28 protein-coding genes and 1 pseudogene are annotated in these 16,084 nt (G+C 64.6%); 28 read left to right on the top strand and 1 reads right to left on the bottom strand.

What is annotated here, in order from left to right; translation table 11 throughout:
* The first annotated feature begins 496 nt into the window (after positions 1 to 496).
* The 28 genes from rpsJ (at position 497) to D183_RS0108930 (ending at position 15,615) form a co-directional block, all read left to right on the top strand.
* Positions 497 to 808 carry a 30S ribosomal protein S10 gene (rpsJ, locus tag D183_RS0109065; protein ID WP_010341589.1) on the top strand — a complete coding sequence of 104 codons (312 nt, stop codon included), beginning with the start codon at positions 497 to 499 and terminating at the stop codon, positions 806 to 808.
* A gap of 11 nt (positions 809 to 819) precedes the next feature.
* Complete coding sequence (rplC, locus tag D183_RS0109060; RefSeq protein WP_010341590.1) at positions 820 to 1,470, top strand: 50S ribosomal protein L3; 651 nt, start codon at positions 820 to 822, stop codon at positions 1,468 to 1,470.
* 12 nt (positions 1,471 to 1,482) lie between these two features.
* Entirely contained in the window at positions 1,483 to 2,088 is a 606-nt protein-coding gene (rplD, locus tag D183_RS0109055) for a 50S ribosomal protein L4 (protein WP_010341591.1), read from the top strand.
* A complete protein-coding gene (gene rplW / locus D183_RS0109050; protein ID WP_010341592.1) occupies positions 2,085 to 2,384 on the top strand; it encodes a 50S ribosomal protein L23 in 300 nt (99 codons plus the stop codon). Before rplD ends, rplW begins: the two co-directional genes overlap by 4 nt.
* Positions 2,385 to 2,394: 10 nt before the next feature.
* Positions 2,395 to 3,222 carry a 50S ribosomal protein L2 gene (rplB, locus tag D183_RS0109045; RefSeq protein ID WP_010341593.1) on the top strand — a complete coding sequence of 276 codons (828 nt, stop codon included), beginning with the start codon at positions 2,395 to 2,397 and terminating at the stop codon, positions 3,220 to 3,222.
* A gap of 6 nt (positions 3,223 to 3,228) precedes the next feature.
* On the top strand, positions 3,229 to 3,498 hold the full coding sequence (gene rpsS / locus D183_RS0109040) for a 30S ribosomal protein S19 (protein WP_010341594.1): 270 nt from the start codon (positions 3,229 to 3,231) through the stop codon (positions 3,496 to 3,498).
* 12 nt (positions 3,499 to 3,510) lie between these two features.
* Positions 3,511 to 3,846 (top strand): 50S ribosomal protein L22, encoded by a 336-nt coding sequence (gene rplV, locus D183_RS0109035; protein ID WP_003470663.1) that lies wholly within the window; start codon positions 3,511 to 3,513, stop codon positions 3,844 to 3,846.
* A gap of 17 nt (positions 3,847 to 3,863) precedes the next feature.
* Positions 3,864 to 4,598 carry a 30S ribosomal protein S3 gene (gene rpsC, locus D183_RS0109030; protein ID WP_010341595.1) on the top strand — a complete coding sequence of 245 codons (735 nt, stop codon included), beginning with the start codon at positions 3,864 to 3,866 and terminating at the stop codon, positions 4,596 to 4,598.
* A gap of 5 nt (positions 4,599 to 4,603) precedes the next feature.
* Positions 4,604 to 5,017, top strand: a complete 414-nt coding sequence (gene rplP / locus D183_RS0109025; RefSeq protein WP_003470657.1) for a 50S ribosomal protein L16 — start codon at positions 4,604 to 4,606, stop codon at positions 5,015 to 5,017.
* A complete protein-coding gene (gene rpmC / locus D183_RS0109020) occupies positions 5,017 to 5,202 on the top strand; it encodes a 50S ribosomal protein L29 (protein WP_010341597.1) in 186 nt (61 codons plus the stop codon). The genes rplP and rpmC overlap by 1 nt, the downstream gene beginning before the upstream one ends.
* An 11-nt stretch (positions 5,203 to 5,213) precedes the next feature.
* The gene (rpsQ, locus tag D183_RS0109015; protein WP_010341599.1) at positions 5,214 to 5,483 is read left to right on the top strand and encodes a 30S ribosomal protein S17; all 270 of its coding nucleotides are present in this window, start codon (positions 5,214 to 5,216) and stop codon (positions 5,481 to 5,483) included.
* Between the two features lie 14 nt (positions 5,484 to 5,497).
* On the top strand, positions 5,498 to 5,866 hold the full coding sequence (rplN, locus tag D183_RS0109010; protein WP_003486699.1) for a 50S ribosomal protein L14: 369 nt from the start codon (positions 5,498 to 5,500) through the stop codon (positions 5,864 to 5,866).
* Between the two features lie 15 nt (positions 5,867 to 5,881).
* Positions 5,882 to 6,199 carry a 50S ribosomal protein L24 gene (gene rplX, locus D183_RS0109005; RefSeq protein ID WP_010341604.1) on the top strand — a complete coding sequence of 106 codons (318 nt, stop codon included), beginning with the start codon at positions 5,882 to 5,884 and terminating at the stop codon, positions 6,197 to 6,199.
* Between the two features lie 11 nt (positions 6,200 to 6,210).
* A complete protein-coding gene (gene rplE / locus D183_RS0109000) occupies positions 6,211 to 6,753 on the top strand; it encodes a 50S ribosomal protein L5 (protein WP_010341606.1) in 543 nt (180 codons plus the stop codon).
* A 111-nt stretch (positions 6,754 to 6,864) separates the two neighbouring features.
* Positions 6,865 to 7,170, top strand: coding sequence for a 30S ribosomal protein S14 (gene rpsN, locus D183_RS0108995; RefSeq protein ID WP_010341607.1), 306 nt, complete (start codon positions 6,865 to 6,867; stop codon positions 7,168 to 7,170).
* 254 nt (positions 7,171 to 7,424) lie between these two features.
* Positions 7,425 to 7,823, top strand: a complete 399-nt coding sequence (rpsH, locus tag D183_RS0108990; RefSeq protein ID WP_010340446.1) for a 30S ribosomal protein S8 — start codon at positions 7,425 to 7,427, stop codon at positions 7,821 to 7,823.
* Positions 7,824 to 7,839: 16 nt separating this feature from the next.
* Positions 7,840 to 8,367 carry a 50S ribosomal protein L6 gene (gene rplF, locus D183_RS0108985; RefSeq protein ID WP_017908703.1) on the top strand — a complete coding sequence of 176 codons (528 nt, stop codon included), beginning with the start codon at positions 7,840 to 7,842 and terminating at the stop codon, positions 8,365 to 8,367.
* A gap of 91 nt (positions 8,368 to 8,458) precedes the next feature.
* Positions 8,459 to 8,818, top strand: a complete 360-nt coding sequence (rplR, locus tag D183_RS0108980; RefSeq protein ID WP_010340448.1) for a 50S ribosomal protein L18 — start codon at positions 8,459 to 8,461, stop codon at positions 8,816 to 8,818.
* Between the two features lie 155 nt (positions 8,819 to 8,973).
* A complete protein-coding gene (rpsE, locus tag D183_RS0108975; RefSeq protein ID WP_010340449.1) occupies positions 8,974 to 9,519 on the top strand; it encodes a 30S ribosomal protein S5 in 546 nt (181 codons plus the stop codon).
* Entirely contained in the window at positions 9,512 to 9,703 is a 192-nt protein-coding gene (rpmD, locus tag D183_RS0108970) for a 50S ribosomal protein L30 (RefSeq protein WP_010340450.1), read from the top strand. The genes rpsE and rpmD overlap by 8 nt, the downstream gene beginning before the upstream one ends.
* A gap of 6 nt (positions 9,704 to 9,709) precedes the next feature.
* Positions 9,710 to 10,153: a 50S ribosomal protein L15 gene (gene rplO, locus D183_RS0108965; RefSeq protein ID WP_010340451.1), complete on the top strand. Its 444-nt coding sequence runs from the start codon at positions 9,710 to 9,712 to the stop codon at positions 10,151 to 10,153.
* Between the two features lie 7 nt (positions 10,154 to 10,160).
* On the top strand, positions 10,161 to 11,531 hold the full coding sequence (gene secY, locus D183_RS0108960; RefSeq protein ID WP_026143874.1) for a preprotein translocase subunit SecY: 1,371 nt from the start codon (positions 10,161 to 10,163) through the stop codon (positions 11,529 to 11,531).
* A 340-nt stretch (positions 11,532 to 11,871) separates the two neighbouring features.
* Positions 11,872 to 12,228 carry a 30S ribosomal protein S13 gene (rpsM, locus tag D183_RS0108955; protein ID WP_010340453.1) on the top strand — a complete coding sequence of 119 codons (357 nt, stop codon included), beginning with the start codon at positions 11,872 to 11,874 and terminating at the stop codon, positions 12,226 to 12,228.
* Positions 12,229 to 12,237: 9 nt separating this feature from the next.
* Entirely contained in the window at positions 12,238 to 12,630 is a 393-nt protein-coding gene (gene rpsK / locus D183_RS0108950; RefSeq protein WP_003470632.1) for a 30S ribosomal protein S11, read from the top strand.
* Positions 12,631 to 12,644: 14 nt separating this feature from the next.
* Positions 12,645 to 13,274: a 30S ribosomal protein S4 gene (gene rpsD, locus D183_RS0108945; RefSeq protein ID WP_010340454.1), complete on the top strand. Its 630-nt coding sequence runs from the start codon at positions 12,645 to 12,647 to the stop codon at positions 13,272 to 13,274.
* Positions 13,275 to 13,325: 51 nt separating this feature from the next.
* Positions 13,326 to 14,324 carry a DNA-directed RNA polymerase subunit alpha gene (locus D183_RS0108940; protein ID WP_010340455.1) on the top strand — a complete coding sequence of 333 codons (999 nt, stop codon included), beginning with the start codon at positions 13,326 to 13,328 and terminating at the stop codon, positions 14,322 to 14,324.
* A 200-nt stretch (positions 14,325 to 14,524) separates the two neighbouring features.
* Complete coding sequence (gene rplQ, locus D183_RS0108935) at positions 14,525 to 14,908, top strand: 50S ribosomal protein L17 (protein WP_010340456.1); 384 nt, start codon at positions 14,525 to 14,527, stop codon at positions 14,906 to 14,908.
* Positions 14,909 to 15,102: 194 nt separating this feature from the next.
* On the top strand, positions 15,103 to 15,615 hold the full coding sequence (locus D183_RS0108930) for a disulfide bond formation protein B (RefSeq protein WP_026144324.1): 513 nt from the start codon (positions 15,103 to 15,105) through the stop codon (positions 15,613 to 15,615).
* A gap of 156 nt (positions 15,616 to 15,771) precedes the next feature.
* Here the strand turns inward: D183_RS0108930 and D183_RS0108925 are convergent.
* A pseudogene (locus D183_RS0108925) lies at positions 15,772 to 16,084 on the bottom strand (alpha/beta hydrolase family protein); the annotation flags it as partial.

The raw sequence follows: 16,084 nt of genomic DNA, 5'->3' as shown, positions 1-16,084 counted from the left end.
GTGGCCAAGATCATCAAGTAATGCCCTCCGGCGGCGCAGGCCGCCGGCTGGAATCGCCAGCGACCTCGGTCGCCGGCATCGCGAAGGGTCGGCGCAAGCCGGCCCTTCGTCGTTTTCGAGTGTGCGAAGGTTCTGGCGATTTGTTGGCGCGAGGTGTTGCGGAGGCGTGAAGTCGTCGCTATAATGCGCGGCTCGGCGTTCCTGGGTAGGGCGCCGGCAAGACAGCGAAAAGAGAGGCAGGACGCCGCTCGTGTTCGCAGGACCGGGAAGGTCGCGTCGCATGGAGCACTCAACAACCCTGGGTTGTTGACGCTGCTCTAGCTGCGCATTATACTTTTCCGTCTGGGCAGGCCGGGTCGACTGGTCTGCCCCAGTTTTTGGGGCGGAGGAATGCCCCCGCCGAGCCGGATGCTCTGCGGTACGACATCAGGAAACAACCGGGGCAGGTATCCCAGAGGCCTTGCCCGTCGCTCTTTTAACGAAGGAACCCACCGTCATGGCGGACCAAAAGATCCGGATTCGGCTGAAGGCGTTCGATCATCGTTTGATCGACCGTTCGGCCAGCGAGATCGTCGAGACGGCCAAGCGGACCGGCGCGCAAGTGCGTGGCCCGATCCCGCTGCCGACCAAGATCGAACGCTACACCATCCTCGTTTCCCCGCACGTCGACAAGGACGCGCGTGACCAGTACGAGACCCGCACGCACAAGCGCGTGCTCGACATCGTCGACCCCAACGACAAGACCGTGGACGCGCTGATGAAGCTCGAGCTCGCGGCTGGCGTCGATGTCCAGATCAAGTTGACCTGAGGACTACGACCATGACGAAGAAGTATTCGTTGGGCTTCGTGGGCCGCAAGGCCGGCATGAGCCGCGTCTTCACCGAAGACGGCCGCTCCATCCCGGTCACCCTGATCGAAGCGACCCCGAACCGCATCACCCAGCTCAAGACCGTCGAAGCCGACGGCTACAGCGCCGTGCAGATCACCGTGGGCGCCCGTCGCGCCGCGCTGGTCAACAAGCCGGCGTCCGGCCATTTCGCCAAGGCGAAGGTCGAAGCGGGTCGCGGCCTGTGGGAGTTCCGCGTCGAGGACGCGCAGCTGGGCGAGTTCGCCGTCGGCGGCGAAATCAAGGCGGACATCTTCGCCGTCGGCCAGAAGGTCGACGTCCAGGGCGTCACCAAGGGTAAGGGCTTCCAGGGCACCATCAAGCGGCACAACTTCCGCATGGGCGATGCCACCCACGGTAACTCGCTGTCGCATCGCGCGCCGGGTTCGCTGGGTCAGCGCCAGACCCCGGGTCGCGTTTTCCCGGGCAAGAAGATGTCCGGCCACATGGGCGCGGTGCAGCAGAGCACGCAGAATCTGGAAGTGGTCAAGGTCGACGTCGAGCGTGGCCTGATCGCCATTCGCGGCGCTGTGCCTGGCGCTGCCGGTGGCGACGTGATCGTGCGTCCGGCTAGCAAGGCATAAGGAGAGATGACGATGGAACTCGTTATCACGGGTAGCAACAACAAGGTCTCGGTCTCCGACGCCGTGTTCGGCCGCGATTTCAGCGAGGATCTGGTTCACCAGGTCGTCGTCGCCTATCGCAACGCCGGCCGTGCCGGCACCAAGGCGCAGAAGACGCGTTCGGAAGTCAACGGCACCACCAAGAAGTCGAAGAAGCAGAAGGGCGGTGGCGCTCGCCACGGCGCGCTGACCGCTCCGATCTTCGTCGGCGGTGGCGTGACCTTCGCGGCCAAGCCGCGCAGCTTCGAGCAGAAGGTCAACCGCAAGATGTACCGCGCAGCCATCTGCGCGATCCTCTCGGAACTGAACCGCCAGGGCCGCCTGATGGTCGTCGACGCGTTCGACGTCGAGGCCAGCAAGACCAAGGGCCTGGTCGAGAAGCTGAAGGGTCTGGAAGTGGGCAAGCGCCCGCTGATCGTGACCGAAGAAGCGTCCGAGCATCTGTACCTGTCCGCCCGCAACCTTCCCTACGTGGAAGTGCGCGACGTGCAGGGCCTGGATCCGGTGTCGCTGGTCGGGGCCGATACGGTCGTGATCACCGCCGATGCGGTCAAGAAGGTCGAGGAGTGGCTGGCATGAGCAGCAACGAAAAAATCTTCAGCGTGCTGCGCGCTCCGCGTGTCTCCGAAAAGACCGCGCGCCTGCAGGAACTCTCCAATCAGTACGTCTTCGAGATTTCGAACGAAGCCACCAAGGCCGATGTCAAGGCCGCGGTCGAGCAGCTGTTCGACGTCAAGGTCGAGTCGGTCAACGTGTTGAACGTCAAGGGCAAGAACAAGTCCTTCCGTTCGCGCAGTGGTCGTCGCGGCGATTGGCGCAAGGCGTACGTGCGTCTGGCCGAAGGCCAGTCCATCGACGTAACGGCCAAGGCCTGAGGTACATCCCATGCCATTGATGAAATTCAAGCCCACCTCCGCAGGCCGTCGTTCGGCCGTGCGCGTGGTCACGCCCGATCTGCACAAGGGCGCCCCGCACGCTGCACTGGTGGAAAAGCAGAGCAAGTCCGGTGGTCGTAACCACCACGGCCGCATCACCACCCGCCACGTCGGCGGTGGCCACAAGCAGCACTACCGCGTCATCGACTTCAAGCGCAACAAGGAAGGTATCCCGGCGCGCGTGGAGCGGATCGAATACGATCCCAACCGCACCGCCCATATCGCCCTGCTGTGCTACGCCGACGGCGAGCGCCGCTACATCATCGCGCCGAAGGGCCTGAAGGCCGGCGACCAAGTGATCGCCGGTTCGGATGCGCCGATCAAGACCGGCAACACCCTGCCGCTGCGCAACATCCCGGTCGGTACCACCGTCCACGGGATCGAGCTGAAGCCGGGCAAGGGCGCGCAGATCGCGCGTGCCGCCGGCGCCGCGGTGCAGCTGGTCGCGCGTGAAGGCATCTACGCCACCCTGCGTCTGCGCTCCGGCGAAATGCGCAAGGTGCCGTCCGAGTGCCGCGCCACCATCGGCGAAGTCGGCAACGACGAGCACAACCTCGAGAAGCTGGGCAAGGCGGGCGCCAAGCGTTGGCGCGGCGTGCGTCCGACCGTTCGCGGTGCGGCCATGAACCCGGTCGACCACCCGCACGGTGGTGGTGAGGCGAAGGCCGGTCAGGGTAATCCGCATCCGGTCACCCCGTGGGGTGTCCCGACCAAGGGTTACAAGACGCGCCATAACAAGCGCACCGAACAATTCATCGTCCGCGATCGTAGGGGCTAATCGACCATGGCACGTTCACTCAAGAAGGGCCCGTTCGTCGATCACCACCTCGTCAAGAAGGTGGAGGCCGCGGCCGGTAGCAAGCGTCCGATCAAGACCTGGTCGCGTCGCTCGATGATCCTGCCGGAGATGGTGGGTTTCACCATCGCCGTGCATAACGGCAAGAACCACGTTCCGGTGCTGGTCAACGAGAACATGGTCGGCCACAAGCTCGGCGAATTTGCCGTCACCCGGACCTTCAAGGGTCACGGTGGCGACAAGAAGTCGGGCCGGTAAGGAGAGATGACGATGGAAGCGAAAGCAATCCTGCGCACCGCGCGCATCTCCCCGCAGAAGGCCCGCCTGGTCGCCGACCAGGTCCGTGGTCTTTCCGCCGAGCGGGCGGTCAACCTGCTGAAGTTCTCGGACAAGAAGGCTGCCCACCTGATCAAGAAGGTGGTGGAGTCGGCGATCGCCAATGCCGAGAACAATCAAGGCGCGGATGTCGACGAGCTGAAGGTCAAGACCATCATGGTTGATGAAGGTCCGACCCTGAAGCGTTTCATGGCGCGGGCGAAAGGCCGCGGTACCCGCATCCTCAAGCGCACCAGCCACATCACTGTGGTTGTGGGCGCCGCCAAGTAAGCGGAAAGGAAAAGACGATGGGTCATAAAGTTCATCCGATCGGAATCCGCCTGGGTATCGCCAAGGACTGGAATTCCAAGTGGTACGCCAACAAGGCCGAGTTCGCCGGTTACCTGGCAGCCGACCTCAAGGTCCGCGAAATGCTGCGCAAGAAGCTGGCGCAGGCGGGCATCAGCAAGATCCTGATCGAGCGTCCGGCCAAGACCGCGCGCGTGACGATCCACACCGCCCGTCCGGGCGTGGTGATCGGCAAGCGCGGTGAGGACATCGAGAAGCTGCGCAAGGAAGTGAGCGAGATGATGGGCGTCCCCGCCCACATCAACGTCACCGAAGTGCGCAAGCCGGAGCTGGACGCGCAGCTGGTCGCCGAGTCGATCGCGCAGCAGCTGGAGCGTCGCATCATGTTCCGCCGCGCGATGAAGCGCTCGGTCGGCAACGCGATGCGCCTGGGTGCCCTGGGCATCAAGGTCAACGTCGCCGGCCGTCTGAACGGTGCGGAAATCGCCCGTTCCGAGTGGTACCGCGAGGGCCGCGTGCCGCTGCACACGCTGCGTGCCGACATCGACTACGGCTTCGCCGAAGCCAAGACGACCTACGGCATCATCGGCATCAAGGTCTGGATCTACAAGGGCGAGATCTTCGATTTCTCCCAGGTTGGCCAGGAAAAGCAGGACGATTCCCCGCGCAACGATCGTAACGATCGCGGCGACCGTGGCGACCGTCCGTCGCGTCCGGCCCGTGAAGCGAGGTAACGGCAATGTTGCAACCCAAGCGAACCAAATACCGCAAGATGCACAAGGGTCGTAACGACGGCCTGGCGTGGAGCGGAAACGCCGTCAGCTTCGGCGAGTACGGGCTGAAGGCCACGGCGCACGGTCAGCTGACCGCGCGCCAGATCGAAGCGGCGCGCCGCTCGATCAGCCGCTACGTCAAGCGCGGCGGCAAGATGTGGATCCGCGTGTTCCCGGACAAGCCGATTACCAAGAAGCCGATCGAAGTGCGAATGGGCTCCGGTAAGGGTAACGTCGAGTACTGGGTCGCGCAGATCCAGCCCGGTCGCATGATCTATGAAATCGAAGGCGTCGGCGAAGATGTCGCGCGCGAGGCGTTCCGCCTGGCCGCTGCCAAGCTTTCGGTGACCACCACCTTCGTGACCCGGACGGTACGCTGATGGACATCAAACAACTCCGCGAGAAGTCGGCCGACGATCTGAAGGCCCACCTGACCGATCTGCGCAAGGAGCAGTTCGCCCTGCGCATGCAGCAGGTCACCGGGCAGCTGCCGAAGACTCACGAAACCCGCCGGGTGCGCCGCGAGATCGCTCGCGTCAAGCACCTGCTCGGCAGCACGAAGTAAGGATGGCCGCGATGAGCGACAATAACGAAAGCAAGACGCTGCGCACGGTCGAAGGCCGTGTGGTCAGCAACAAGATGGACAAGACCGTCACCGTGCTGGTGGAGCGTCAGGTCAAGCATGCGCTGTACGGCAAGTACATCAAGCGCTCGACCAAGCTCCACGCCCACGACGCCGACAACGCCTGCAACGAAGGCGATGTCGTGCGCGTGACCGAGATTGCGCCGATGTCCAAGACCAAGAACTGGCGGGTGGTGGAAATCGTCACCCGCGCGGCCGAATAAGGGAGATCTGAATCATGATCCAGATGCAGAGCTACCTCGACGTCGCCGACAATTCCGGTGCCAAGGAAGTGATGTGCATCAAGGTGCTCGGCGGCTCCAAGCGCCGCTACGCGCACATTGGCGACATCATCAAGGTCACCGTCAAGGACGCGATCCCGCGCGGCAAGGTCAAGAAGGGCGAAGTCTACGACGCCGTCGTCGTGCGTACCCGCAAGGGTGTGCGTCGTCCGGACGGTTCGTTGATCCGCTTCGACGGCAACGCCGCGGTGTTGCTCAACAACAAGCAGGAGCCGATCGGCACGCGCATTTTCGGGCCTGTGACCCGCGAGCTGCGGTCCGAGAAGTTCATGAAGATCGTCTCGCTCGCTCCCGAAGTGCTGTGAGCGGAGGACATACACATGGCTAACCGTATCAAGAAGGGCGACCAGGTCGTCGTCACCACCGGCAAGGACAAGGGCAAGCAGGGCGAAGTCGTCCGCGTCGACGGCGACCGCGTGGTCGTCTCCAACGCGAACATCGTCAAGCGCCACACCAAGCCGAACCCGCAGGCGGGCGTCGCCGGCGGCGTGGTCGAGCGCGAAGCGTCGATCCATATTTCCAACGTTGCGATCCTCAACCCGGCCACGGGCAAGGGCGACCGCGTTGGCTTCAAGGTGCTGGAGGATGGACGCAAACTGCGTGTGTTCCGCTCCAGCGGTGAGGCGCTCGACGCCTGAGGAATGACACAATGACTTCCCGTCTCGAAAAGATCTACAAGGAAGAAGTGGTACCGGCTCTGATGAAGAAGTTCGGTTACACCAATCCGATGGAAGTGCCGAAGCTGGTCAAGGTCACGCTGAACATGGGCGTGGGCGAGGCCGCGACGAACAAGAAGATCCTGGAAAACGCCGTCGCCGACATGGCCAAGGTCTCCGGCCAGAAGCCGGTGGTGACCAAGTCGCGCATCTCGGTGGCGTCGTTCAAGATCCGCGATGGTTGGCCGATCGGCTGCAAGACCACGCTGCGTCGCGCCAAGATGTACGAGTTCCTGGACCGCCTGATCAACATCTCGCTGCCGCGCGTGCGCGACTTCCGTGGTGTCTCGGGTCGTTCGTTCGACGGCCGCGGCAACTTCAACATGGGCGTGAAGGAGCAGATCATCTTCCCGGAAATCGACTTCGACGCCGTCGACGCGATCCGCGGTATGGATATCGCCATCACCACCACCGCCAAGACCGACGCCGAAGCCAAGGCGCTGCTCGAAGCGTTCAAGTTCCCGTTCCGTAACTGATTGACAGCCGGGATTCGGGATTCGGGATTCGGGATGGAAGGGCGCTGCGCCCGTCACATCCCGGGTTCTGGAAATCTCCAATCCCCACTCTCGAATCCCGAGGATTTACAGATGGCAAAGACCTCCATGGTCAACCGCGACATCAAGCGCAAGAAGCTGGCGAAGAAGTTCGCCGACAAGCGTGATGCGCTGAAGAAGATCATCGCCTCCGGCACCGCCTCGTACGACGAGAAGGCCGAGGCCGTGACCAAGCTGCAGAAGCTGCCGCGCGATTCGTCGCCGAGCCGCCAGCGGACCCGTTGCGAACTGTCCGGCCGCCCGCGTGGCGTCTACGGCAAGTTCGGCCTGGGCCGCAACATGCTGCGCAAGGCGACCATGAACGGCGACGTTCCGGGCCTGCGCAAGGCCAGCTGGTAATGCCAGCGGCGCCGGTCCCGTTCGCGGGGCCGGGCAGGGCGGTCTAGCCGCCCGCGTGTCGTTCAGACAACGAGTCCGACGCAAGTCGGACTTTTTGTCGTATACTCCCGCTCCTTGCCTCGCGGCAGGGACGGGTATGGCAGCCGCCGCGGGTTCCTCCGGCGGTTGCGCGCTTCACCCCCTGCGTCATTCCACCGCTCCACCACACAAGATTTTCGCGAAAGCGGATATCGGTGCACTCAAAGGTAGACACCATGAGCATGACTGATCCCATCGCCGACCTGCTGGTCCGCATCAAGAATGCGGCCGCGGTTGGCAAGCCGACGGTGAAGATGCCGTCCTCCAAGATCAAGGTTGCGATCGCGGAAGTGCTGAAGGCCGAAGGCTATATCAGCGATCTGCGCGTCAACGCGATCGAGAACAACAAGTCCGAACTGGAAATCGTGCTGAAGTATTTCGAGGGCCGTCCGGTCATCGATACGCTCAAGCGCGTTTCGCGTTCGGGTCTGCGCCAGTATCGCGGCAAGACCGAGCTGCCGAAGGTTCTCGGCGGTCTGGGCGTTGCCATCATTTCCACGTCCAAGGGCATCATGACCGATGCGCAGGCCCGTCAGGCCGGCGTCGGTGGCGAAGTCCTGTGCTTCGTGGCCTAAGGGAAGGAGCACTCACATGTCCCGCGTAGCCAAGAAGCCGATCTCCCTCCCGAAGGGCGTCGAACTCACCGTCCAGGCCGATCAGGTCAGCGTCAAGGGCCCGAAGGGCACGCTGTCGCTGCCGAAGCCGGCCGGCGTCGAAATCAAGCAGGAAAACGGTGTCGCCACGCTGTCGGCGAACGATCCGTCGCACATCGCCATCACCGGCACCGTTCGCGCCATCCTGGCGAACATGGTGCAGGGCGTGTCCGCGGGCTTCGAGCGCAAGCTCGAGCTGGTGGGCGTCGGCTACCGTGCCACGATGCAGGGCAAGGACCTGAGCCTTGCGCTCGGTTTCTCGCACCCGATCGTGTTCAGCGCGCCGGAAGGCATCACCCTGGCCGCTCCGACCCAGACCGAGATCCTGGTGCAGGGCGCCGACAAGCAGCGCGTCGGCGAAGTCGCCGCCAAGATCCGCGGTTTCCGTCCGCCGGAGCCCTACAAGGGCAAGGGTGTGAAGTACGCCGGTGAAGCCATCATTCGCAAGGAAGCCAAGAAGGCCTAAGGCAGGTCCTTCTGCGAGGAGCCCGGCCATCGATGGCCGGACTCTCCACTGCAAAAGCCTGTTCCCCTTCAGCTTTCCTAGGACACATACCATGAGCATCAACAAGAACATCGCCCGCCTGCGTCGCGCCAAGTCGACCCGCGCCCACATCCGCGAGCTCGGCGTCGCCCGCCTGTCGGTGCTGCGCACCGGCCAGCACCTGTACGCGCAGGTCTTCACCGCCGACGGCTCCAAGGTCCTCGCCGCGGCGAACACCCTGCAGGCCGACGTCAAGGACGGCCTGAAGAACGGCAAGAACAGCGACGCCGCCGCCAAGGTCGGCAAGCTGATCGCCGAGCGCGCCAAGGCCGCGGGCGTCGAGAAGGTCGCCTTCGACCGCTCGGGCTACCGCTACCACGGCCGCATCAAGGCGCTGGCCGACGCCGCGCGCGAAGGCGGCCTGCAGTTCTGATCCTTGCGGGCGCGGCGAAGCCGCGCCCGTCCCGCCGATGCGGGCTGCATCGGACCTTGGCGCGCCTTCTGCGCGCGTCCGGGGAACACGGCTCCAGACCACAACCACAAGCGGCAACGAAGCCGTAAATCTTTTCCTCTATCAAGGACATCACAATGGCTGAAGAACAGCGTGCACCGCGGGGTCGTGATCGCGACCGCAACCGCGAAGAGAAAGTCGACGACGGCATGATTGAGAAGCTGGTCGCGGTCAACCGCGTCAGCAAGACGGTCAAGGGCGGTCGCCAGTTCACCTTCACCGCGCTGACCGTGGTCGGCGACGGCAACGGCAAGATCGGCTTCGGTTACGGCAAGGCGCGCGAAGTGCCGGTCGCGATCCAGAAGTCGATGGAGTATGCGCGCAAGGGCATGCTCAACATCGATCTGAACAACGGCACCCTGTGGCACCCGGTGAAGTCCGGCCACGGCGCGGCGCGCGTGTTCATGATGCCGGCCTCGGAAGGTACCGGCGTGATCGCCGGCGGTGCCATGCGCGCCGTGCTGGAAGCGGTGGGCGTGAAGAACGTGCTGGCCAAGGCCGTCGGTTCGCGCAACCCGATCAACCTGGTGCGCGCCACCCTGCGCGGCCTGGAAGACATGCAGTCGCCGGCCCGCATCGCGGCCAAGCGCGGCAAGAAGGTGGAGGATCTGACCCATGGCTAATGAATCCACCAAGACCGTCAAGGTGCGCCTGGTGCGCGGCCTGCGTGGTACCCAGTCGCGTCACCGCCTGTCGGTGCGTGCCCTGGGCCTGAACAAGCTCAACGATGTGCGCGAACTGAAGGACAGCCCGCAAGTGCGCGGCCTGATCAACAAGGTTCAGTACCTCGTCCAGGTTGAGGAGTAATCGACCATGACTTTGCATCTGAATGATCTGAAGCCCGCGCCGGGCGCGCGTACCGAGCGCACCCGCGTCGGTCGCGGCATCGGTTCCGGCCTCGGCAAGACCGCCGGCCGCGGCCACAAGGGTTCGTTCGCGCGCAAGGGCGGCGGCAAGATCAAGGCTGGCTTCGAAGGCGGCCAGACCCCCATGCAGCGCCGTCTGCCGAAGATCGGCTTCCGTTCGAAGATGGCCAAGGACACCGCCGAAGTGCTGTCCTACCAGCTCGACAACCTGCCGGCTGGCGAGATCGATTTCGCTGCGCTGCGCGCCGCGAAGCTGGTCCCGAGCACCGCGAAGAAGGCCAAGGTGGTCCTGAAGGGCGAACTGACCAAGAAGTTCGTGCTGAAGGGCGTTGCGGCGACCGCCGGTGCCAAGGCGGCAATCGAAGCTGCCGGCGGCAGCGTGCAGGAGTAACACGCAGATGGCGCAGGCTGGCATGGGTAACCTCGGCGGCGGGCTCGGCAAGTTCACGGAACTTCGCCAGCGCCTGTTGTTCGTTCTCGGCGCATTGATCGTCTATCGCATCGGCTGCTACGTGCCGGTGCCGGGCGTCAATCCCGAAGCCATGCTTGCGCTGATGCAGGCGCAGGGCGGCGGCATCGTGGACATGTTCAACATGTTCTCGGGCGGCGCCCTGCACCGTTTCAGCATCTTCGCGCTGAACGTGATGCCGTACATTTCGGCATCGATCGTGATCCAGCTGGCCACGCACATCTTTCCGTCGCTGAAGGCGATGCAGAAGGAGGGCGAGTCGGGCCGGCGCAAGATCACCCAGTATTCGCGCATCGGCGCGGTGCTGCTGGCGGTGGTGCAGGGCGGCAGTATCGCCTTGGCGCTGCAGAACCAGACCGCACCGGGCGGCGCGCCGGTCGTCTACGCTCCCGGCATGGGCTTCGTGCTCACCGCGGTGATCGCGCTGACCGCTGGCACCATCTTCCTGATGTGGGTCGGCGAGCAGGTGACCGAGCGCGGCATCGGCAACGGCGTCTCGCTGATCATCTTCGCCGGCATCGTCGCCGGCCTGCCGGCGGCGGCGATCCAGACCGTGGAAGCCTACCGCGACGGCAACATGAGCTTCATCTCGCTGTTGCTGATCGTCCTGACGATCCTCGCCTTCACCCTGTTCGTGGTGTTCGTCGAGCGCGGACAACGGCGGATCACGGTGAACTACGCGCGTCGCCAGGGCGGTCGCAACGCGTACATGAATCAGACCTCGTTCCTGCCGCTGAAGCTCAACATGGCCGGCGTGATTCCGCCGATCTTCGCCTCGAGCATCCTCGCCTTCCCGGCGACGCTGTCGATGTGGTCGGGCCAGGCCGCTTCCAACAGCACGTTCGGTATGTGGCTGCAGCGCATCGCCAACGCGCTGGGCCCGGGCGAGCCGGTACACATGATCGTGTTCGCTGCGCTGATCATCGGCTTCGCGTTCTTCTATACCGCGCTGGTGTTCAACTCGCAGGAAACCGCGGACAACCTGAAGAAGTCCGGCGCGCTGATTCCGGGCATCCGGCCCGGCAAGGCCACCGCCGACTATGTCGACGGCGTGCTGACCCGCCTGACCGCGGCCGGCTCGGTGTACCTGGTGATCGTGTGCCTGCTGCCGGAAGTGATGCGTGCCCAGCTCGGCACCTCGTTCCACTTCGGCGGCACCTCGCTGCTGATCGCGGTCGTGGTGGTGATGGACTTCATTGCGCAGATCCAGGCGCACCTGATGTCGCACCAGTACGAGAGCCTGTTGAAGAAGGCCAACCTCAAGGGCGGCTCGCGCGGCGGCGGTTTTGCCCGCGGTTGATTGCTATACTGTTTGAATCCTTCCGCGAAGACGCCCCCGGCTCCCGGGCGCAGTCTTCCGACTTGAAGGGCGGCCCGTGCAGCGGTCTCGTGCGCGGGTGAGACGTGGTGGTCCTGCGCTGGAGTAGCGCGGGCGGCAAGGTGGATACATCGCCTCGCCAACGACGTCCGGCGCCGGAGCATGGGCACACTCCCCATGCCGGGCTTGCGGAACCTTGCGGTTCCGCGGGCTTCCATGTAACCCGAGACCTTGCTAGACTTACAAGTTCACTTTTTGATCCATCCTGCCGGATGGCGCCGTGGTGCGCCGTCGGGCCATCACTCAGTTGGAGAACCGCGTCATGGCGCGTATTGCAGGCGTCAACCTGCCAGCCCAGAAGCACGTCTGGGTCGGGTTGCAAAGCATCTACGGCATCGGCCGTACCCGTTCGAAGAAGGTCTGCGAAGCCGCAGGCGTGACCTCGACCACCAAGATCCGCGACCTGTCCGAGCCGGAAATCGAGCGCCTGCGTCTCGAAGTCGGCAAGTACATCGTCGAAGGCGACCTGCGTCGCGAAATCGGCATCGCCATCAAGCGACTGATGGACCTGGGCTGCTACCGCGGCCTGCGTCACCGTCGTGGCCTGCCCCTGCGCGGTCAGCGCACCCGTACCAACGCCCGCACCCGCAAGGGTCCGCGCAAGGCGATCAAGAAGTAAGGGACCGACATGGCTAAGCCCGCAGCAGCAAAGACCAAGAAGAAGATCAAGCGCGTCGTCACCGACGGCGTCGCCCACGTCCACGCTTCGTTCAACAACACCATCGTGACCATCACCGACCGTCAGGGCAATGCGTTGTCCTGGGCGACCTCCGGTGGCGCCGGTTTCCGCGGTTCGCGCAAGTCCACGCCGTTCGCGGCGCAGGTGGCCGCCGAGAAGGCCGGGCGCGCTGCGCTCGACTACGGCGTGAAGTCGCTGGAAGTGCGCATCAAGGGCCCGGGTCCGGGTCGCGAGTCCGCCGTCCGTTCGTTGAACAACGTCGGATACAAGATCACCAACATCATCGACGTGACGCCGATCCCGCACAACGGGTGCCGTCCGCCGAAGAAGCGTCGCGTCTAAAGGAGCGATAAGAAATGGCTCGTTATATCGGTCCTACCTGTAAGCTCGCGCGCCGCGAAGGCGCCGATCTTTCCCTCAAGAGCCCGGCGCGTGCGCTGGACTCCAAGTGCAAGCTGGAGCAGAAGCCCGGCCAGCACGGCGCGACCGCCCGCAAGGGCAAGCTGTCCGACTACGCCACCCAGCTGCGCGAGAAGCAGAAGGTCAAGCGTATCTACGGTCTGCTGGAGCGTCAGTTCCGCAACTACTACAAGAAGGCCTCGACCAAGAAGGGCAACACCGGCGAAAACCTGCTGCAGCTGCTGGAAACCCGCCTGGACAACGTCGTCTACCGCATGGGCTTCGCCGTCACCCGTCCGGCCGCGCGCCAGCTGGTGTCGCACCGTGGCGTGCTGGTGAACGGCAAGTCGGTGAACCTGGCCTCGTACCAGGTCAAAGCCGGCGACGCGATCGCCCTGTCGGAAAAGGCGCAGAAGCAGCTTCGCGTGCAGGAAGCGCTGACCGTTGCCGAAACGCACGACCTGAACCCGTCGTGGGTCGAGGTCGATTCGAAGAAGTTCAGCGGCATCTTCAAGGCCGTGCCGGACCGTGCGGACCTGCCTGCCGACATCAACGAAGCGCTGATCGTCGAGTTGTATTCGAAGTAATCACATCGGAGAGCCTCCGGTCCACGGAGGCTCGTCAGGAGAACCCGCAACATGACGGTTACCGCCAACCAGGTTCTGCGCCCGCGTGGGCCGCAGATCGAACGCCTTACCGACAACCGCGCCAAGGTCGTGATCGAGCCCTTGGAGCGCGGGTATGGGCATACGCTGGGCAACGCCCTGCGTCGCGTGCTGCTGTCCTCGATTCCCGGCTTCGCGATCACCGAAGTCGAGATCGACGGCGTGCTGCACGAGTACACCACGGTCGAAGGGCTGCAGGAGGACGTGCTGGAAGTCCTGCTGAACCTCAAGGACGTGGCCATCCGCATGCATACCGGTGACAGCGCCACGCTGTCGCTGTCCAAGCAGGGTCCGGGCACGGTCACTGCCGCCGACATCAAGACCGACCACAACGTCGAGATCCTCAACAACGACCACGTGATCTGCCACCTGACCAAGGACACGGCGATCAACATGCGTCTGAAGATCGAGCGTGGCTTCGGCTATCAGCCGGCCGCCGCGCGCCGCCGTCCGGACGAAGAGACCCGCACCATCGGTCGCCTGGTCCTGGACGCCTCGTTCTCGCCGGTGCGCCGCGTCGCTTACGCGGTCGAATCGGCCCGCGTCGAGCAGCGTACCGACCTGGACAAGCTGGTCCTGGACATCGAAACCAACGGCACGATCGATGCCGAGGAAGCCGTGCGCACCGCCGCCGACATCCTCAGCGACCAGCTGTCGGTGTTCGGCGACTTCACCCATCGCGACCGTGGCGCGGCCAAGCCGGCCAGCAACGGCGTGGATCCGGTGCTGCTGCGTCCGATCGACGATCTGGAACTGACCGTGCGGTCGGCCAACTGCCTGAAGGCCGAGAGCATCTACTACATCGGCGATCTGATCCAGAAGACCGAAGTCGAGCTGCTCAAGACCCCGAACCTGGGCAAGAAGTCGCTCACCGAGATCAAGGAAGTGCTGGCCCAGCGTGGCCTGTCGCTTGGCATGAAGCTGGAGAACTGGCCGCCGGCCGGCGTCGCCCAGCACGGCATGCTCGGCTGAGTTTTGCGCATCCGGCCGGTGCCGCAAGGCATCGGCCGTGTGTCGTTCGCTTCATCCGCATCACCACGTCGACGGGTCGCCAAGCCCGCGGCGTCGCCCGGTCAGGGACGGCCGGCACGGACCATCCGCAGTCCACTTTCAACGCCAGGACGGCGACAGCGATCTCCAACAGTCACACTCTTCCATAGGAATCCCAACCCATGCGTCACCAAAAATCCGGCCGCAAGTTCAGCCGCACCAGCGCCCACCGCGAAGCGATGTTCAAGAACATGGCGGCGTCGCTGATCAAGCACGAGCTGATCAAGACCACCCTGCCGAAGGCCAAGGAACTGCGCCGCGTCGCCGAGCCGCTGATCACCCTGGCCAAGGTCGACAACGTCGCCAACCGCCGCCTGGCGTTCGCCCGCCTGCGCGACAAGGAAGCGGTCGGCACCCTGTTCACCACGCTGGGCCCGCGCTACCAGGCGCGCCCGGGTGGCTACCTGCGCATCCTCAAGTGCGGCTTCCGTGCCGGCGACAACGCGCCGATGGCGTACGTCGAGCTGGTCGATCGCCCGGCCGTGGCCGAGGAAGTGGCCGAGTAATCGGTTCGCACCTGCAGCATCAAGAAGCCCGGCATGTCCGGGCTTTTTGTTTTTGGGGGATCGCGGAGTCGGGCTTGGGGACGGGGAGAGCGCGGTCGCGGCGCGGGCTGGGGCGGCGGACAGCGCCATGACACATGGTGATGGAGCGCACGATCGCGGATAATGCGTGGATCGTCGATGCGAGTTCGAGTCCGATGAATCCGTTACGTTGGGGTTTCCGCGCGCAGTTCCTGCTCGGCTTTCTGATCTGTGCCGGCCTGCTGGGCTATGCGATCTTCGTGCAGCTGCAGCTGGGCATCGAGCCGTGCCCGCTGTGTATCTTCCAGCGCATCGCGTTCGCCGCACTGGGCCTGCTGTTCCTGCTCGGTGCCCTGCACGGGCCGCGCAGCGCCGGCGGGCGCAAGATTTATGGCGTCCTGGCGTTCCTGGCCGCGCTCGTGGGCGCCGGCATCTCCACCAAGCATGTCTCGGTGCAGCTGTTCCCGGACCCGATGGCGTCCTGCGGCCCGCCGCTGAGTTTCCTGCGCGAGACCATGGGGCCGTTCGAGGTGCTGCGCCGGGTGCTGACCGGAACCGGCGACTGCGGCAACATCGACTGGCGCTTCCTCGGCCTGTCGATGCCGATGTGGTGCCTGATCTGCTTCGCGTTGCTGGCGGTGTTCTCGCTGTATGCCGGGTTCAAGAGCCGCAAGCGCACGCTGATCTGACCGTCTTGCCGCTGCGTCGGTCGCCTGGTCTGATGGCGACCGTCGGCAACCCGCTGGGCGCTGCTGCAGCCGTCGCGGGCAGCCGCTGACGCGCACCGACCTTGCCCATCCTGTCCGTCCGGCGCCCCCGTTTTTTGTGCAGTGCCGGTCTGTCGGTCAGCGCGACGCGCTGGCCGGCGCCCGCGCTCCGTCGGCCTGCGGAACCACCTGAGCGAGGAATGCCGCCACCGGCCTGGCCCAGACCGACGGATCGGCCTGGGCGAAGGTCTTGTGGCCGTCGTCGCCGAATGGCGGCAGATCGACGAAGGTCACCGGCGGGGTCGAGCCCGCGCGGTAGGCCTCGTACATGCGATGCGCCAGGTCGCGCCGGAAGAAGTGATCGTTCTCGGCGTACAGCCATAGCTGGGGCAGCATATTCGCCGCGCCCAGCGTCTTCTCCGCCTCGACCAGGCGGTCCTCGCCGGCGCAG

The organism is Xanthomonas sp. SHU 199 (assembly GCF_000364665.1).
Taxonomy (GTDB): Bacteria; Pseudomonadota; Gammaproteobacteria; order Xanthomonadales; family Xanthomonadaceae; genus Xanthomonas_A; species Xanthomonas_A sontii.
Note: the sequence above shows the minus strand (reverse complement) of the source record. Positions and strands in the feature narration are given on the sequence as shown.